We start from the raw sequence: 15,677 nt of genomic DNA, 5'->3' as shown, positions 1-15,677 counted from the left end.
CATGTCCACCGAGACTTCCGCGATCGGCGCCGTCGAAGGCGTCTCGCTGTACGACGTCGACAACCCGGCCCCCGTCATCGAGCCGCCGCGCAAGCGGACCGGCAAGACCCCCAAGGGCTCGCGCACCAACTTCGAGATGTACGCCTGGCTCTTCATGCGCCTGTCGGGCATCGTGCTGGTCGTCCTGGTCATCGGCCACCTGCTGATCCAGCTGGTGCTGGACGGCGGCGTCTCCAAGATCGGCTTCGCCTTCGTGGCCGGCCGCTGGGCCTCGCCGTTCTGGCAGATGTGGGACCTTGCGATGCTGTGGCTCGCCATGCTGCACGGCGCCAACGGTCTGCGTACGGTCATCAACGACTACGCCGAACGGGACAACACCCGCTTCTGGCTGAAGATGCTGCTGTACACCGCCACGGTGTTCACCGTCCTGCTGGGCACGCTGGTGATCTTCACCTTCGACCCGAACATCCGCTAGGCGCCGGGCCCGAAGGACCAGAGGTAAACCATGCAGATCCACACGTACGACACCGTCATCGTCGGCGCCGGCGGCGCCGGCATGCGCGCGGCCATCGAGTCGACCAAGCGCAGCCGCACCGCCGTGCTGACCAAGCTCTACCCCACCCGCTCCCACACGGGCGCCGCGCAGGGCGGCATGGCCGCCGCGCTGGCCAACGTGGAGGAGGACAACTGGGAGTGGCACACCTTCGACACGATCAAGGGCGGTGACTACCTGGTCGACCAGGACGCCGCCGAGATCCTGGCGAAGGAGGCCATCGACGCCGTTCTCGACCTGGAGAAGATGGGCCTGCCGTTCGGCCGTACGCCCAAGGGCGAGATCGACCAGCGCCGGTTCGGCGGTCACACCCGCAACCACGGTGAGGCCCCGGTCCGCCGCGCCTGCTACTCGGGCGACCGCACCGGCCACATGATCCTCCAGACGCTGTACCAGAACTGCGTCAAGGAGGGCGTGGAGTTCTTCAACGAGTTCTACGTCCTGGACCAGCTGGTCGTCGAGGAGGACGGCGTCAAGAAGTCCGCCGGCGTCGTCGCCTACGAGCTGGCCACCGGCGAGATCCACGTCTTCCGGGCGAAGTCGGTCATCTACGCGTCCGGCGGCACCGGCAAGTTCTTCAAGGTGACGTCCAACGCGCACACCCTGACCGGCGACGGCCAGGCCGCCTGCTACCGGCGCGGGATCCCGCTGGAGGACATGGAGTTCTTCCAGTTCCACCCGACCGGCATCTGGCGCATGGGCATCCTCCTCACGGAAGGCGCCCGTGGTGAGGGCGGCATCCTCCGTAACAAGGACGGCGAGCGCTTCATGGAGAAGTACGCGCCGGTCATGAAGGACCTCGCGTCCCGTGACGTCGTGTCCCGCTCCATCTACACGGAGATCCGTGAGGGCCGCGGCTGCGGTCCCGAGGGCGACCACGTCTACCTCGACCTCACGCACCTCCCGCCGGAGCAGCTCGACGCCAAGCTCCCGGACATCACCGAGTTCGCGCGTACGTACCTCGGCATCGAGCCCTACACGGACCCGATCCCGATCCAGCCGACCGCGCACTACGCCATGGGCGGCATTCCGACCAACGTCGAGGGCGAGGTGCTGGCCGACAACACCACCGTCGTCCCGGGCCTGTACGCCGCCGGCGAGGTCGCCTGCGTGTCGGTGCACGGCGCCAACCGCCTCGGCACCAACTCGCTGCTCGACATCAACGTCTTCGGACGCCGCGCGGGCATCGCCGCCGCCGAGTACTCCGCGAAGAGCGACTTCGTCGAGCTTCCCGAGAACCCGGCCCAGCTGGTCATCGACCAGGTCGAGCGGCTGCGCAACTCCACGGGCACCGAGCGGGTCGCGACGATCCGCCAGGAGCTCCAGGAGTGCATGGACGCCAACGTGATGGTGTTCCGCACCGAGCAGACGATCAAGACCGCGGTCGACAAGATCGCGGAGCTGCGCAAGCGCTACCTGGACGTGTCCATCCAGGACAAGGGCAAGCGGTTCAACACGGACCTGCTGGAGGCCATCGAGCTGGGCAACCTGCTCGACCTCGCCGAGGTCATGGCGACGTCGGCGCTGGCGCGCAAGGAGTCCCGCGGCGGTCACTACCGCGAGGACTACCCCAACCGCGACGACGTCAACTTCATGCGCCACACCATGGCGTACCGCGAGGTCGCCGAGGACGGCACCGAGTCGATCCGGCTGGACTACAAGCCGGTCGTCCAGACCCGCTACCAGCCGATGGAGCGTAAGTACTGATGGCTACCCCCACCCTGGACAAGGCCGACAAGGCTCCCGAGCCCGAGGCCGGCTTCGCCGACTCGCCGTACATCACGGCCACGTTCCGCATCCGGCGGTTCAACCCGGAGGTCTCCGACGAGGCCCAGTGGCAGGACTTCCAGATCGAGATCGACCCGAAGGAGCGTGTCCTCGACGCCCTTCACAAGATCAAGTGGGACCAGGACGGGACGCTCACGTTCCGCCGGTCCTGCGCGCACGGCATCTGCGGTTCGGACGCCATGCGGATCAACGGCAAGAACAGGCTCGCCTGCAAGACGCTGATCAAGGACCTGAGCCCGGAGAAGCCGATCACGGTCGAGGCCATCAAGGGCCTCACGGTCCTCAAGGACCTCGTGGTCGACATGGACCCGTTCTTCCAGGCGTACCGCGACGTCATGCCCTTCCTCATCACCAAGGGGAACGAGCCGACCCGCGAGCGTCTGCAGTCCCCCGAGGACCGCGAGCGCTTCGACGACACCACCAAGTGCATCCTGTGCGCCGCGTGCACGTCCTCGTGCCCGGTGTTCTGGAACGACGGCCAGTACTTCGGCCCGGCGGCGATCGTCAACGCGCACCGCTTCATCTTCGACTCGCGCGACGAGGGCGGCGAGCAGCGCCTGGAGATCCTCAACGACCGTGACGGTGTGTGGCGTTGCCGCACCACCTTCAACTGCACGGACGCCTGCCCGCGTGGCATCGAGGTCACCAAGGCGATCCAGGAGGTCAAGCGCGCGCTGATCACGCGTCGCTTCTGATCCCCGAGCACGTGAAGAGGCCCGGTCCCCCGAGGGGGGCCGGGCCTCTTGCTGTGCCCGGGAACCCGGCCGGTACGGCCGTGCGGAGCCGGAACGAGGCGGTGGGCCGACTGCCGGAGCCCGGCCCGGCGGGGCTCCGGGAGGAGCCGGCCCGGCAGGCGGCCCAGGGGCGCCCGGAGAAGGACCCGCCGAGGGGCTGGCTCAGTCCCAGGCGGCGCCGCCCCGGTCCTCGGCGACCACCATGATGCGCCGCAGCATGTCGTTGAGCAGCGCCCGCTCGGACTTGTCCAGGACGCCGAGCAGCCGTTCCTCCTCGTGTCCGAGGAAGTCCATCGCGCCGAGCCAGGTCGCCCGGCCCTCGTCGGTCAGCTCCACGTCGACGCGCCGCCGGTCCGTGGTGGACGGGGTGCGTTGGACGAAGCCGCGGCGTTCCAGCGCGTCCAGCCGGCCGGTGACGGAGGCGGGGGCGAGGTCGAGGTCGGCGGCCAGTTCGGACGGGGCGGCCGTGCCGCCCCGTCCGGCGAGCTTGTGCAGGGTGTCGAACTCCTGCCGGTCCAGCTCGAAGTCGACGAGGGACTGCTCGCGCACCCGGCGCAGATGGACGGAGAGCTTCTTCATCCGGGTCACCGCGCCCTCGACATCCGGATCGAGCTCGGGAAGCACGGGTCTCCACCGCTCCACGTGCCCGTCGGTCCAGTCGCGTCGCTGCATGGGCTCCAGCCTACGCGGACCCCCTTGATCTTTCGGAAACGAAATTCTCATTGACGGGTACTTCGGAACCGAAATAGATTGCCGCCCATGGCACACCCCTTACGCACACGCTCCTTCCGGCTGCTCTTCATCGGGCGGTCCCTGTCGATGCTGGGCGACGCCGCGATCCCCGCCGCGCTCACCCTCGCCGTCTACCTGGCCACCGGCTCCACCGGCGACCTCGCCCTGGTACTGGCGTGCGCGATGGTGCCCAAGCTGCTGCTGCTCCCGCTGGGCGGTGTCGTCGGCGACCGCTTCAACGCCCGTACGGTGGCCCTGACCACGGACCTCGTGCGGTGCGCCACCCAGCTCTTCGTCGGTGCCGAACTGCTCTCCGGCACCCCGGCCCTCTGGCAGATCGCCCTCGCCGAGGCGGTCGGTGGCGCCGCCGGGGCCTTCGCGATGCCGACCTCCTCCCCGTTGATCCGGGGCACCGTGGACGAGTCGGGGCTGCTGCGCGCCAACTCCCTGATGGCGGTGGCCTCCGGGGCCGCCCGGCTCGGCGGGCCCGCCGTCGCCGGGGCCCTGATCCTCACCGCCGGACCGGGCTGGGCCTTCGTGCTGGACGGCGCCGGCTTCGCGGTCAGCGCCGCCCTGCTGTACGCGATCGACGTGCGGCACGTCCCGATCCCCCGGCGCTCCCTGCTCAGCGACCTCAAGGAGGGCTGGGCCGAGGTCCGCAGCCGCGACTGGTACTGGACGAGCCTCATCGCGCACGCCGTCTGGAACGGGGCCGCGGCCACGCTGATGACGCTCGGCCCGGCCCTCTTCCTGCACGGCCCGGGCGGCGAGGGCACCTGGGTCGCCCTGCTCCAGACCGGCGCGGTCGGCCTGCTGCTCGGGTCGCTGTCGGCCGGCCGGATCCGGCCGCGCCGCCCGGTGCTGGCCGCCAACCTCGCCGGCGCGCTGTACGTGCTGCCGCTCTGCCTGCTGGCCGCGCACGTGCCCATGGCGGTCTCCCTCACCGCGTACGGGATCGCCATGACCGGTCTCGGCTTCCTCAACCCGGTCTGGGAGACGGCCGTCCAGTCCGCCATTCCCCCACGCACCCTGGCCCGGGTGACCTCGTACGACTGGCTGCTGTCCCTCGCCGCCACGCCGCTCGGCTACGCCCTCGCCCCGCTCGCCGCCTCCGCCTGGGACGCGGAGGTCCCGCTCGCCGTGGCCGGGCTGCTCACCGGAGCGGCCTGCGCGGCCACGGCCGCCGTGCCGGGCGTACGGCGCTTCGGGGCGCCCGCCGTCGCGGCGCGGGAGACCGGGGCGCCGGCCGGGACGACGCCCGCGGCCGGTTAGGGGGCGCGGCCCGGATACCCTCGGGGCCGTGCCGAAGGAAGAGAAGGACGTGAAGGCGGTCAAGGCCCCCAAGAGCGAGCAGACCCGTGCCCTGATCCTCGAAACCGCGCTCCGGCTCTTCCAGGAACGCGGTTACGACCGGACGACGATGCGGGCCATCGCCCAGGAGGCCGGCGTCTCCGTGGGCAACGCCTACTACTACTTCTCGTCCAAGGAGCACCTGGTGCAGGGCTTCTACGACCGGCTCGCCGCCGAACACGCGGCGGCGGTGCGGCCGGTCCTGGACGGCGAGAAGGACCTCGCGGCGCGCCTGCGCGGGGTGCTGCTGACGTGGCTGGACGTGGCGGAGCCGTACCGCCCCTTCGCCACCCAGTTCTTCAAGAACGCCGCCGATCCGGAGAGCCCGCTCAGCCCGTTCTCACCGGAGTCGGTCACCGCACGCGAGGCGGTCATCGCCATCCACGAACGCTGCCTGACCGGCTCCACCACCAAGACGGACACCGAACTGGCCCCGCTGCTCCCGCAGTTGATGTGGCTCATGCACATGGGCCTGGTGCTGTTCTGGGTGTACGACCGGACGGACGGCGCCGAACGGAGCCGCCGCCTCGTCGCGCGTACCGTCCCGATCGCCGCCCGCGCCGTAGCCCTGTCCAGGTTCCGGGTGCTGCGGCCGCTGGTGCGCCAGGTGCACGAGGTACTGGAGGAGTTCCTGCCGGGCGCGACGGCGCGGGCGGCGGGACCGGAGAGGTCCTGAGGCCTCTCCGGTCCTGCCGCCCACGCGCCGGACGGATCAGATCCAGCCGAGCTCCCACAGGCGCCACACGCCGGTGCCGTCGGTGAGGTACTGCGAGCCGGAGACGTCCGCCTTGGCGACGACGTAGTCCTTCTTCTGCCACAGCGGCACCAGCGGCACGTCCTCGCCGACCAGCTTCTGGAGCTCCTTGAAGTCGGCCGAGGCCCGGCTGCGGTCGCTGTACTCCAGGGTGGAGCTGATCAGCTGGTCCATCTTCTTGCTGGTGTAGCCGTTGTGGAGGGTGTTGTCGCGGCCGACGAGCGGCTGGCTGAAGGTGTCGGGGTCCGGGTAGTCCGGGAGCCAGCCGACGGTGTACATGTCGTACTCGCCGGACGCGTAGCCCTTCTGGAACTGCGTCCACTCGACGGCCTTGGCCGTGACCTTGAACAGCCCGGTCGCCTCCAGCTGGCGCTTGATCTCCTTCGTCTCCTTGACGTAGTCGTCGCCCTCGCGGTGGGCGAAGGTGACGGACAGCGGCGTCTGGACACCGGCCTCCCGCATGAGCGCCTCGGCCCGCTCGGTGTCCGGCGACGGGTAGGCGTCGAAGAACGGGGTGCTGTGGCCGACGTAGCCCTGCGGGATCAGCGAGTAGAGCGGCTCGACGGTGCCCTTGAAGACGTCGCTCACCAGCGGGCCGCGGTCGATGACCGCCGCGATGGCCTGCCGGACCCTGCGGTCGGCGAGCGGGGAGTCCTTGCGGACGTTGAAGACGAGGTTGCGGATCTCGGCGCTGTCGGCCTCGGTGACACGCTTGTCGGCGTCGCCCGGGTTCAGGGCCGCGAGGGTGGACGGCGGCAGCTGACGGTGCGTCACGTCGACCCGGCCGGAGTTCCAGGCCGCGAGGAGGTCCTCCGACTGCTTGTAGTAGCGCACGGTGACCGGACCGCCGGTCTTGGTGAGCGCGCCCTTGTACCGCGAGTTCGGCACGAGTTCGGCCTTGACGCCGGGCTCGTAGGACTTCAGGACGTACGGCCCCGAGCCCATCACCTTGTTGTCGTTGCGCAGCTTGTGCTCGGAGTAGGCGTCCTTCTCGACGATCGAGCCGGCGCCCGTGGCGAGCTTCTGCGGGAAGGTCGCGTCACGCGCGGAGAGGTTGAAGGTGATCATCCGGCCCTCGACGACCACGTTCTTCAGGCTGGGGAAGAGGACCGAGGGACCGGCGTCCGTCTTGATCTCCATCATGCGGTCGAACGAGTACTTGACGTCCTCGGCGGTGATCTTCTTGCCGTCGGAGAACGTCAGGTCGTCACGGAGCTCGCACTGGTACGTCTGCAGCTTCCCGCCGATGAAGCCGCAGTTCTCGGCGGCGTCCGGCTCGGGCACGATCGCCCCGGCCCTGAACGTCATCAGGGACTGGTAGACGTTGCTGTACATCGCCCAGGAACCGGCGTCGTAGGCGCCCGCCGGGTCGAGCGAGGTCACCGCGTCGGTCGTCCCGACGACGACCGGATCGGAGTCCCCCTCGTCCGCGGGAAGCAGTTGCCAGGCGACGACGCCTGCGATGACCAAAACCGCGAGAATCGCGAGAATCCGTAGCCGGATCGACCGCATTGACGTGCTCTCCCTTAACTGCCCCACCTCGGTGTCGCGCTCAGATACGCAGATCACCGCATGTTCGCGCTCACCCAACCACACGATTTTCACATCTGGAAGAGGAGATCAGAGGCTCACAGTCAATTGTTCGCCAGCCGAAACCTTCGGCTGTTACGGCGAATACAGAGGGTTCACGACCGGTCACCCGATCAGCCATTCCGGGCACTCTCGACGGCGCTTACGCCTGCCGGGAGGCGAGTTCGACGACGGTGATGTCGGAGGGTGCGCCGACCCGGACGGGCGGGCCCCAGGCACCGGCGCCCCGCGTGACGTACAGCTGGGTGTCGCCATGGCGTTCGAGCCCGGCGACCGTGGGATTGGACAGCTCCGCGACGTAGTTGCCCGGCCAGAGCTGGCCGCCGTGGGTGTGGCCGGAAAGCTGGAGGTCCACGCCGTATTCGACGGCCTCGTCGATGACCACCGGCTGGTGGGCCATGAGCACGACCGCGCGGCCGGGATCGCGGTCCCCGAGGGCCCGGGCGAAATCGGGGCCCTGTCCTTCGCTCTCGCCGGCGATGTCATTGACACCCGCCAGATCGAAACCACCGGTCTCCACCCGGGCGTTCTCCAGCGGATGCAGACCCAATTCCCTTACCCGGTCGACCCATTGCTCCGCGCCGGAGTAGTACTCGTGATTGCCGGTGACGAAGAACGCGCCGTGCCGGGCCCGGAGACGGGCGAGCGGTTCGGCGGCCGGGCCGAGATCGGCGACCGATCCGTCGACCAGATCACCGACGACCGCGATGAGATCGGGCTGGGTCCGGTTGACCGCGTCCACGATCCTCCGGGTGTGGGACCGGCCCAGGACCGGGCCCAGGTGGATGTCGCTGACGACGGCGATCCGGAACCCGTGCGCGGACCGGGGAAGCCGGGCGAGCGGCACGGCGACCCGCTTCACCCGGGGCCCCCGCAGCACGCCGTACGTGCCGTAGCCGGTGATCCCGAGCCCGGCGGCGGCCGCGGCGCCGCCGACGGTCCGCGCCACGAAGAGCCGCCGCGAGGGGGCGCCGGGCGCGGGGGCGGACTCCGGCGCGGGCCGGGGCGCGGACTCCGCCACGGCCGCGGAGGCGGGTGCGGATACGGGCGCCGGTTCCCGTGCGGGCTCCGGCGCGGCGGCCGCCCGGCGCGCGAGCCACCGGCGGAGCGGGGGCCGTACGGCCTCGCCCACCAGCAGCGCGAGCGTCAGGTAGAGCAGCGCGGCCAGCCAGAGGAACCCCGGCCAGGCCAGCACCTGCTGGAACCGGAAGGGCACCCCCGTACGGCCGGAGACCAGGGCGCCGAGGCTGAGCAGCGGCAGCGCGTACGCGGCGACCGTGCCGGCCCTGCGCCACGGGCTGCCGGGTGCCGTCGTGTCGCCGACGAGCCGGCGCCACACATAACGGTGCACGGCCACGAGCAGCGCGAGCACCGCGACCGCCGCCAGAGCGAACCCCATGAACCGCACGCCCACTCCCCCGCCCTGTTCGTCCGGTTATCGACCGATTCAGGCCCCGATGGGACCGGCGTTTTCAAGCCTTCGCGCTGCGCAGGGCCCTGACGCCCCGGAACCCGATCCAGCCCACGGCCGTCCCCAGGAGAAAGGACGTGATGGCGAGCAGCAGATGCACCCAGAAGTAGGCGGTCGGGTCACCGGCGTCGTCGAAGGCGAGGCCGCTGCCGTCCTTCCACAAATTCTTGGCGAAGGTGACCCAGATGACCCACGACCACACTCCGAAGGCGAGCAGGAACCAGGAGACCGGGCGGCTGAGCTTCATGGAATCAGTATCGCCGCCGCGTCCGGGACGGCTCGGCCGGGGTGGTCCGTCCCGGCGTCGCGCCCGGCGGGTCATGACACCAGTGCCGATATTCACATCAACTGCATGTACGTTTTCGACCGTGCCAGCTCTCAAGAAGGCCGCGTTGGCGGTCACCTCTGCCGCTCTGCTGTCCGCTTTTGTCGTCACGCCCGCCTCCGCGGCCGGCGGGGACGACGACGCCCCCAAGCCTCCGTCGAACATGTCGCAGATCGGGGGCGCGCAGCTGGGGCGCTCCGGCACCCAGGTCAATCTCCTGGCCGGCGCCCCGGTCCTGCCCAAGGACCTGACGGGCCGTTCGTGGATGGTCTCGGACGCGGAGAGCGGCAAGGTGCTCGCCGCGCACAACGCGCACTGGCGGCTGCCCCCGGCGTCCACGCTGAAGATGCTCTTCGCGGACACCCTGCTGGAGGACCGGGCGCTCCTGCCGAAGACGCGGGAGTACACGGTGAAGGACGAGGACCTCGCCGGCATGGGTGAGGGCAGCAGCCTGGTGGGGATCAAGGAGGACCACAGCTACACGGTGCACGACCTGTGGCTCGGGGTCTTCCTGCGTTCGGGGAACGACGCGGTGCACGTACTGGCCTCGATGTACGGCGGCGTGCCGAAGACCGTCCGGGCCATGCAGGCGCGCGCGGAGGAGCTCCAGGCGCTGGACACGAACGTGGTGTCGCCCGACGGGTACGACGCGCCCGAGCAGGTCTCCAGCGCGTACGACCTCTCGCTCTTCGCCCGCGACGGACTGCAGAACGCGGACTTCCGGGAGTACTGCTCGACCGCCACCGCCCAGTTCCCCGGCGAGAAGAAGAAGGGGGAGAAGCGCGAGACCTTCGGCATCCAGAACACCAACCGGCTGCTCACCGGGGCCGACGGCGTCACCGCGTACAAGGGCATCGCGGGCGTCAAGAACGGTTACACGACGCACGCCGGCAACACCTTCACCGGAGTCGCCGAGCGCGACGGCAAGGTCCTCCTCGTCACCGTCATGAACCCGGCGTCCGACGAGACCCACGCGGTCTACAAGGAGGCGGCCCGGCTCCTGGACTGGGGGTTCGCCGCGAACGGCAAGGTGACCCCGGTGGGCGAACTCGTCCCGCCGAAGTCCGCGGTCGTCGGCGACGGCTCGGACACCGCCGGCACGGGCAAGGGCGCCGAGGCGGACACGCCGGCCGCGGACAAGGGCGGGCACGGGCCCGAGCGGGCCGTGCGGGCGGTGGCCGCCACCGACGGATCCAGCGGCGTCGGGATCGCGCTGGGCATCGTCGGCGGCGTGCTGGTCCTGCTGGCCGGCGGGGTGTTCCTGGTCAACCGGCGCTGGCCGCTGCCGGACCTGATGCGTCGCCGTCCCCGCCCGTGACGCGCCGGGCGGCGGGCGCGGGGCCCTCCTCCGCGTCCACCGCCGGATCGTCCTCCTTGCTCGGTGTCGCCGTCCAGGCGGCGCAGAACAGCAGCAGCTTCGCCGTGAAGTTGATCCACAGCAGCAGGGCGATCGGCACACCGAAGGCGCCGTACATGCTCTTGGACGCGACGCCCCTCATATAGCTGCCGAGCAGCAGCTTGAGCAGTTCGAACCCGACCGCGCCGAGCAGCGCGGCCACCACCAGCCGGCGGCGCGGCGGTTCGACGCCGGGCAGCAGGGTCAGCAGGTAGAGCAGCAGCAGGAAGCCGGCGGCCACGCCCACCAGCAGGGCCGCGATCCGCAGCAGCACCCCGCCCGCGCCGTTCTCGGGGATGTGGAGCAGATCGGCGACCCAGCCGACGGCCACCGAGCCGACCGAGGAGACGGCCAGGGTCACCAGGGCCGCGCCACCGAAGCCGAACAGCACCCCGGCGTCCTTGATCTTGCGGACGACCGGGTTGCCCTCCTCCAGGTCGTCCATCTCCCAGACCGCGCGCAGGCAGTCCCGCATCGAGCCGATCCAGCCGACACCGGTGAAGAGCAGCAGGGCACCGGCCACCAGACCGACCGTCCCCGCGTGGGCGACCAGACCGTCGATGCCGAGCTGGTCAGAGATGCCGGGCACCTGCTCGGCGAGCTTGTCCTTGATCTCGTCCAGCTGCTTGTCGGTGAGCAGCGCCGCGCCGATCGCCGCGCCAACCGCGATCAGCGGGAAGAGGGCGAGGAAGCTGATGAACGTGATCGCCGCGGCGAGCCGGGCCCAGTGGACCCGCACCAGCGTCTCGTAACTGCGCCAGGCGTGCGTCTCCATCAGCCGGGAGACGAGTGGCCCGATGACGGGGAGTTTTTTCAGCCAGTCCATGCGTCACGACTACCCTTCCGGCCCGCGAAAACCGAAGTCCGGGGCGGGATGGAGGAGATGACGGGCCTTCAATCACCCATTTCGGTGAGTGCTGTAACAAATCCCTCAAAGGTGTTATCCCGGGCGATACGGTCACCCTCATGTCTGTCGACACCGTGTCCCTGACCGGCTGGGGCCGCACCTCCCCGACGGCCGCGCTGCGATTCCGCCCCCGTAGTCACGAGGAGGCCGCGGCGGCCGTACTGGGCTGCGGGCCGCGCGGCTCGATCGCCCGGGGCCAGGGCCGGGCGCACGGCGACGCGGCGCAGAACGCCGGGGGCTCGGTCCTGGACATGACGGCCCTGGACCGCGTCCGGGCGATCGACGCGGCGGCCGGCCTGGTGGTGTGCGAGGCGGGCACGACCCTGCACCGGCTGCGCGAGGTGATGCTTCCGCTCGGCTGGTTCCTGCCGGTGGTGCCCGGCGGGCGTTATGTCACGGTGGGCGGCGCGATCGGCTGCGACGCCCACGGCGACAACCACCGCGCGGCCGGCTCCTTCTCCCGCCACGTCACGGAGTTCACGCTGCTCACCGCCGACGGCGAGGTGCGTACGGTCCACCCGGGCACCCCGCTCTTCGACGCGACCGCCGGCGGCCTGGGCCTGACCGGGGTGATCCTCTCGGCCACGCTCCGGTTCCGCCCGGTCACCACCTCCCTGATGGCGGTCGACACCGGGCGGGCGGCCGGGCTCGACGACCTGCTCGCCCGGATGACGCGCGGCGGCCACCGCCCCTACGAGTACGCCCGGATCGACCTGACCGCCCGGGGCCGGGCCACCGGGCGCGGCGTCCTGGTCCGGGCGGACCACGTCCCGGTGCACGCGCTCCCGGCGCACGCCCGGCACACCGCGCTCGCACTCCGCCCGGCGCGGGGCCCCCTCGCCCTCCCGCTCCTCTCCGGCCTCTCCGGCCTGTTCGGGCGGCTGTCCGCCACCGCGCTCAACGAGATCGGCTACCGCTCCGCGCCCCGGTCCCGCACCGGCGAACTCCAGTCGCTCGCGGCCTTCTTCCGTGCCCTGGACGCCACGCCCCACAGCAACCGCGTCTCCGCCACGGGCGGCCGCGTCCACTACGCGTTCCTGGTCGGGGACGGGCAGGAGGAGACGCTGCGCCGGATCGTCGGGCGGATCGCCCGCAGCCGCTGCCCCTCGTTCCGGGCGGTGCTCAGGCGGTGCGGCGAGGCCGGCCCCGGCTGGCTGTCCTTCCCCGCGCCCGGCTGGAACCTCGCCCTCGATCTTCCGGCCGGCCTGCCGGGGCTCGCCCGCTTCCTCGACTCCCTGGACGAGGAGGTGGCGGCGGCGGGCGGCCGGGTGTCCCTGACGGAGGACTCCCGGCTGCGCCCCGACGCGCTCGCCGCGATGTACCCGCGGCTACCCGGCTTCCGGGCGCTGCGGGCCGAGCTGGACCCGAACGGCGCGTTCCGCTCGGACCTGTCCCGCCGGCTGTCGCTCTAGTGCCGCGGCAGCCGGGGTTTGTCCGGAAGGAGCGGCGTCAGGTGTGCTCCCGGCGTGCCGGCCGGAAGCCCTCGTACTGGACGTACTCGGGTTTTCGGCCGGTGCGGCGAGAGTGCGTGCATGGCGTCGCGACGGGGCGGACCCCGGCTGCCGCGGCACTAGGATGCGCGGCATGAGCTTTGGGGATGGGGGGCCCTCGCCCTGGGGGCCTGCGGGACCGACGGGACCGGGGAACAGCGGCACTCCCGACTGGGAGGCGCTGGCCGAGGCGTCCGCGGCCCGCGCCAGGCGCAGGAAGTGGCTGCTGATCGGCGGCGGCGCGCTCGCCACCGCGGCGGTCGCCGCGATCGTCGCGACGGTGGTCGTCTCGGCCGACGGCGACGGCTCGGACACCACCGCGGGGAAGCACGCGAGCGAGCTGCCGACGGCGGACGAACTGCCCGGCGAGACCCCCGCGCCCGAGCCGTCCTTCTCCTCGGTGGCGCCCCCGCCCCCGCCGGACCCCAGGGACTACATAGCCGACGTGAAGAGGGACCGGCTGCCTATCGGCGTCGAGTCGTTCTTCCCCGGCGAGAAGCTGACCTCCGGCGGCCACACGTACGCCAGGGGTGCGACCCACCGCACCACCGGCTGCGCCACGACCACCCAGGGCGCGCTGGGCCCGATCCTCACGGCCAACGGCTGCGACCAGGTCATCCGGGCCACGTACAGCCGGGACGGCGTGGCGGTCACCGTCGGCATCGCGGTCTTCGAGACGGAGGCCCAGGCGAAGCGGACCGCCCGGCAGGCGCGCGGCGGGCTGGCCTCGCTGAACGGGTCCGGCGTCCCCGTCTTCTGCCGCGACGGCGTGATCTGCCGCCGCACCGCGAACTCCTACGGCCGGTACGCGTACTTCACGGTCGGCGGCTTCACCGACGGCAGGAACGTCACCGAGGGCGACAAGAACGTGTACACCACCGGCGACGACCTGACGGACTACACGTTCCGCCGGATCCGCCACCGCGGCGAGGTCCAGGCCTCGGCCGCCGCGAACCTCACCACGACCTGACCCCGCCGCTCAGCAGCAGCCGGCCCCCGGCAGGCTCCGCACGTTGCGGGCCTCCACGGCACGGGCCGCCAGCAGCTCGTCCGCCGGGTACGCGACCTCCTCCAGGGTCAGCCCGTGCGGGCGCACCACGTGCACCCCGGGGTCGCGCACCCCGGCGGCCAGCACCTCGGCCGGCCACGGGTCGGGGCGCCGCCCGTCGCCGACGAACAGCATCGCCCCCACCAGGGCCCGCACCATGTTGTGGCAGAAGGCGTCCGCCTGCACGGTCCCGGTGATGATCCCGGTCGCCCCGTCCCGCACCCAGTGCAGCTTCTGGAGCGTCCGGATGGTCGTGGCGCCCTCGCGCTTCTTGCAGTACGCCGCGAAGTCGTGTTCCCCGGTCATCCGGGCGGCGGCGGCGTTCATCGCGGCCACGTCCAGCGGGCGGTCGTGCCAGAGCACGTGGCCCCGCACCAGGGGGTCGACGCCGCCGGGGCGGTCGGCGACGCGGTACGCGTACCGGCGCCACAGGGCCGAGAACCGGGCGTTGAACCCGGCGGGCGCCTCCGCGATCCGCCAGACCCGCACATCGGGGGCCATCCGCCCGGCCAGCCGCCGCAGCAGCTTCTCGGCGTGCTCGGCCCACACCTCGTCCGGCAGGTCCACATGGGCGACCTGCCCCCGGGCGTGCACCCCGGCGTCGGTGCGGCCGGCCACCGTCAGGTCGTACGTGCGCGAGGAGCGGGTCACGGTCCGCAGCGCATCCTCGATCTCGCCCTGGACCGTCCGCCGGGCGGTCTGCTTCGCCCAGCCCGAGAAGTCCTTGCCGTCATAGGCCAGGTCCAGCCGCACCCGTACGAAGCCGGGCTCCACCTCGTCACTCACCAGCGCATCCTCTCAAGATCCCGCACAGCCGAACGGGCCCGCACCGCCCCGGAGGGTGATGCGGACCCGTTCAGTGGTTCCGGAACGCTCAGGCGTCCTGCGCGTCCTCGACGGACTCGACCGGGGTCTCGTCCTTCTTGGCCGCGTCTTCCTTGACCGCACGCTTGGTGGCGGCCTCGGCCTCACCGGTGGCCTGCTGGGCGACGGTCAGCGCCTCGACCAGCTCGATGACGGCCATCGGGGCGTTGTCGCCACGACGGTTGCCGATCTTGGTGATGCGGGTGTAACCACCGGGGCGGTTCTCGTACCGCGGGGCGATCTCGGTGAAGAGCGTGTGAACGATGCCCTTGTCCGTGATCGACTGCAGCACCAGGCGACGGTTGTGGATGTCGCCCTTCTTCGCCTTGGTGATGAAACGCTCCGCGACCGGACGCAGGCGGCGGGCCTTGGCCTCGGTCGTGGTGATGCGGCCGTGCTCGAACAGCGACTTCGCGAGGTTGTTGAGAAGAAGCTTCTCGTGCGCGGCGCTGCCGCCCAGACGGGCACCCTTGGCGGGCTTCGGCATGGGTTTTCTCCTTGTGTGCTGCACCGGCCGTATCAGGTACCGGTGTCAGTTCCCGCGCGACGGTCGTCACGCGGAAGTGTGTGCTGTCGCCGCACCGACCCACTCCGAGTCGGCGTCCGCACCCGAAATCCGGTCATCAGCCCGAAAATCAAGCGCGCCGGCACTGAACATCGGGCACCAGCCCGAAA

15 protein-coding genes are annotated in these 15,677 nt (G+C 71.1%); 8 read left to right on the top strand and 7 right to left on the bottom strand.

Features of this window, described 5'->3' with window-relative positions:
• Nucleotide 1 precedes the first annotated feature (1 nt).
• From ABZ564_RS00860 to ABZ564_RS00850, 3 genes are read left to right on the top strand one after another with little or no spacing between them, the layout of a single operon-like run.
• Nucleotides 2-475: a succinate dehydrogenase hydrophobic membrane anchor subunit gene (locus tag ABZ564_RS00860; protein WP_360847293.1), complete on the top strand. Its 474-nt coding sequence runs from the start codon at nucleotides 2-4 to the stop codon at nucleotides 473-475.
• Nucleotides 476-505: 30 nt separating this feature from the next.
• Complete coding sequence (gene sdhA, locus ABZ564_RS00855) at nucleotides 506-2,260, top strand: succinate dehydrogenase flavoprotein subunit (RefSeq protein ID WP_360847290.1); 1,755 nt, start codon at nucleotides 506-508, stop codon at nucleotides 2,258-2,260.
• Nucleotides 2,260-3,036 carry a succinate dehydrogenase iron-sulfur subunit gene (locus ABZ564_RS00850; protein ID WP_136320159.1) on the top strand — a complete coding sequence of 259 codons (777 nt, stop codon included), beginning with the start codon at nucleotides 2,260-2,262 and terminating at the stop codon, nucleotides 3,034-3,036. The genes sdhA and ABZ564_RS00850 overlap by 1 nt, the downstream gene beginning before the upstream one ends.
• Before the next feature lie 201 nt (nucleotides 3,037-3,237).
• Here ABZ564_RS00850 and ABZ564_RS00845 read toward each other — a convergent pair whose 3' ends face one another.
• Nucleotides 3,238-3,747 (bottom strand): MarR family transcriptional regulator, encoded by a 510-nt coding sequence (locus ABZ564_RS00845; RefSeq protein WP_360847287.1) that lies wholly within the window; start codon nucleotides 3,745-3,747, stop codon nucleotides 3,238-3,240.
• Between the two features lie 87 nt (nucleotides 3,748-3,834).
• Here ABZ564_RS00845 and ABZ564_RS00840 point away from each other — a divergent pair, with 87 nt between their 5' ends.
• On the top strand, nucleotides 3,835-5,079 hold the full coding sequence (locus ABZ564_RS00840; protein WP_360847284.1) for an MFS transporter: 1,245 nt from the start codon (nucleotides 3,835-3,837) through the stop codon (nucleotides 5,077-5,079).
• 28 nt (nucleotides 5,080-5,107) lie between these two features.
• A complete protein-coding gene (locus tag ABZ564_RS00835) occupies nucleotides 5,108-5,833 on the top strand; it encodes a TetR family transcriptional regulator (protein WP_360847281.1) in 726 nt (241 codons plus the stop codon).
• Between the two features lie 36 nt (nucleotides 5,834-5,869).
• Here ABZ564_RS00835 and ABZ564_RS00830 read toward each other — a convergent pair whose 3' ends face one another.
• From ABZ564_RS00830 to ABZ564_RS00820, 3 genes are all read right to left on the bottom strand, one after another.
• Nucleotides 5,870-7,423 carry an ABC transporter substrate-binding protein gene (locus tag ABZ564_RS00830; protein ID WP_360847279.1) on the bottom strand — a complete coding sequence of 518 codons (1,554 nt, stop codon included), beginning with the start codon at nucleotides 7,421-7,423 and terminating at the stop codon, nucleotides 5,870-5,872.
• Nucleotides 7,424-7,643: 220 nt separating this feature from the next.
• On the bottom strand, nucleotides 7,644-8,900 hold the full coding sequence (locus ABZ564_RS00825) for a metallophosphoesterase (protein ID WP_360847276.1): 1,257 nt from the start codon (nucleotides 8,898-8,900) through the stop codon (nucleotides 7,644-7,646).
• Nucleotides 8,901-8,973: 73 nt separating this feature from the next.
• The gene (locus ABZ564_RS00820; protein ID WP_360847273.1) at nucleotides 8,974-9,219 is read right to left on the bottom strand and encodes a hypothetical protein; all 246 of its coding nucleotides are present in this window, start codon (nucleotides 9,217-9,219) and stop codon (nucleotides 8,974-8,976) included.
• Nucleotides 9,220-9,340: 121 nt separating this feature from the next.
• Here ABZ564_RS00820 and ABZ564_RS00815 point away from each other — a divergent pair, with 121 nt between their 5' ends.
• Entirely contained in the window at nucleotides 9,341-10,615 is a 1,275-nt protein-coding gene (locus ABZ564_RS00815; RefSeq protein WP_360847270.1) for a D-alanyl-D-alanine carboxypeptidase, read from the top strand.
• Here the strand turns inward: ABZ564_RS00815 and ABZ564_RS00810 are convergent.
• Entirely contained in the window at nucleotides 10,563-11,519 is a 957-nt protein-coding gene (locus ABZ564_RS00810) for a YihY/virulence factor BrkB family protein (RefSeq protein WP_360847267.1), read from the bottom strand. The genes ABZ564_RS00815 and ABZ564_RS00810 overlap by 53 nt on opposite strands.
• Before the next feature lie 140 nt (nucleotides 11,520-11,659).
• On the opposite strand from ABZ564_RS00810, the gene ABZ564_RS00805 reads away from it, so the two are divergent.
• Nucleotides 11,660-13,012, top strand: coding sequence for an FAD-binding oxidoreductase (locus ABZ564_RS00805; RefSeq protein WP_360847264.1), 1,353 nt, complete (start codon nucleotides 11,660-11,662; stop codon nucleotides 13,010-13,012).
• A gap of 172 nt (nucleotides 13,013-13,184) precedes the next feature.
• Complete coding sequence (locus ABZ564_RS00800; protein WP_360847261.1) at nucleotides 13,185-14,060, top strand: hypothetical protein; 876 nt, start codon at nucleotides 13,185-13,187, stop codon at nucleotides 14,058-14,060.
• Between the two features lie 9 nt (nucleotides 14,061-14,069).
• On the opposite strand, the gene truA is transcribed toward ABZ564_RS00800, so the two are convergent.
• Both truA and rplQ read right to left on the bottom strand, forming a co-directional pair.
• Complete coding sequence (gene truA, locus ABZ564_RS00795) at nucleotides 14,070-14,924, bottom strand: tRNA pseudouridine(38-40) synthase TruA (RefSeq protein WP_360847259.1); 855 nt, start codon at nucleotides 14,922-14,924, stop codon at nucleotides 14,070-14,072.
• Between the two features lie 88 nt (nucleotides 14,925-15,012).
• Nucleotides 15,013-15,489, bottom strand: a complete 477-nt coding sequence (gene rplQ / locus ABZ564_RS00790) for a 50S ribosomal protein L17 (protein WP_328901794.1) — start codon at nucleotides 15,487-15,489, stop codon at nucleotides 15,013-15,015.
• Nucleotides 15,490-15,677 lie beyond the last annotated feature (188 nt).

It is taken from the genome of Streptomyces sp. NPDC019224, from assembly GCF_040632605.1.
Taxonomy (GTDB): Bacteria; Actinomycetota; Actinomycetes; order Streptomycetales; family Streptomycetaceae; genus Streptomyces.
This window is presented reverse-complemented; position numbering and strand designations above follow the sequence as displayed.

Coding starts and splice junctions, on each gene's coding strand:
- ABZ564_RS00830 (WP_360847279.1), bottom strand. CDS start 7,423: ATGCGGTCGATCCGGCTACGGATTCTCGCGATTCTCGCGGTTTTGGTC.
- ABZ564_RS00810 (WP_360847267.1), bottom strand. CDS start 11,519: ATGGACTGGCTGAAAAAACTCCCCGTCATCGGGCCACTCGTCTCCCGG.
- ABZ564_RS00840 (WP_360847284.1), top strand. CDS start 3,835: ATGGCACACCCCTTACGCACACGCTCCTTCCGGCTGCTCTTCATCGGG.
- ABZ564_RS00860 (WP_360847293.1), top strand. CDS start 2: ATGTCCACCGAGACTTCCGCGATCGGCGCCGTCGAAGGCGTCTCGCTG.
- ABZ564_RS00845 (WP_360847287.1), bottom strand. CDS start 3,747: ATGCAGCGACGCGACTGGACCGACGGGCACGTGGAGCGGTGGAGACCC.
- ABZ564_RS00820 (WP_360847273.1), bottom strand. CDS start 9,219: ATGAAGCTCAGCCGCCCGGTCTCCTGGTTCCTGCTCGCCTTCGGAGTG.
- ABZ564_RS00800 (WP_360847261.1), top strand. CDS start 13,185: ATGAGCTTTGGGGATGGGGGGCCCTCGCCCTGGGGGCCTGCGGGACCG.
- ABZ564_RS00825 (WP_360847276.1), bottom strand. CDS start 8,900: ATGGGGTTCGCTCTGGCGGCGGTCGCGGTGCTCGCGCTGCTCGTGGCC.
- ABZ564_RS00850 (WP_136320159.1), top strand. CDS start 2,260: ATGGCTACCCCCACCCTGGACAAGGCCGACAAGGCTCCCGAGCCCGAG.
- ABZ564_RS00805 (WP_360847264.1), top strand. CDS start 11,660: ATGTCTGTCGACACCGTGTCCCTGACCGGCTGGGGCCGCACCTCCCCG.
- rplQ (WP_328901794.1), bottom strand. CDS start 15,489: ATGCCGAAGCCCGCCAAGGGTGCCCGTCTGGGCGGCAGCGCCGCGCAC.
- sdhA (WP_360847290.1), top strand. CDS start 506: ATGCAGATCCACACGTACGACACCGTCATCGTCGGCGCCGGCGGCGCC.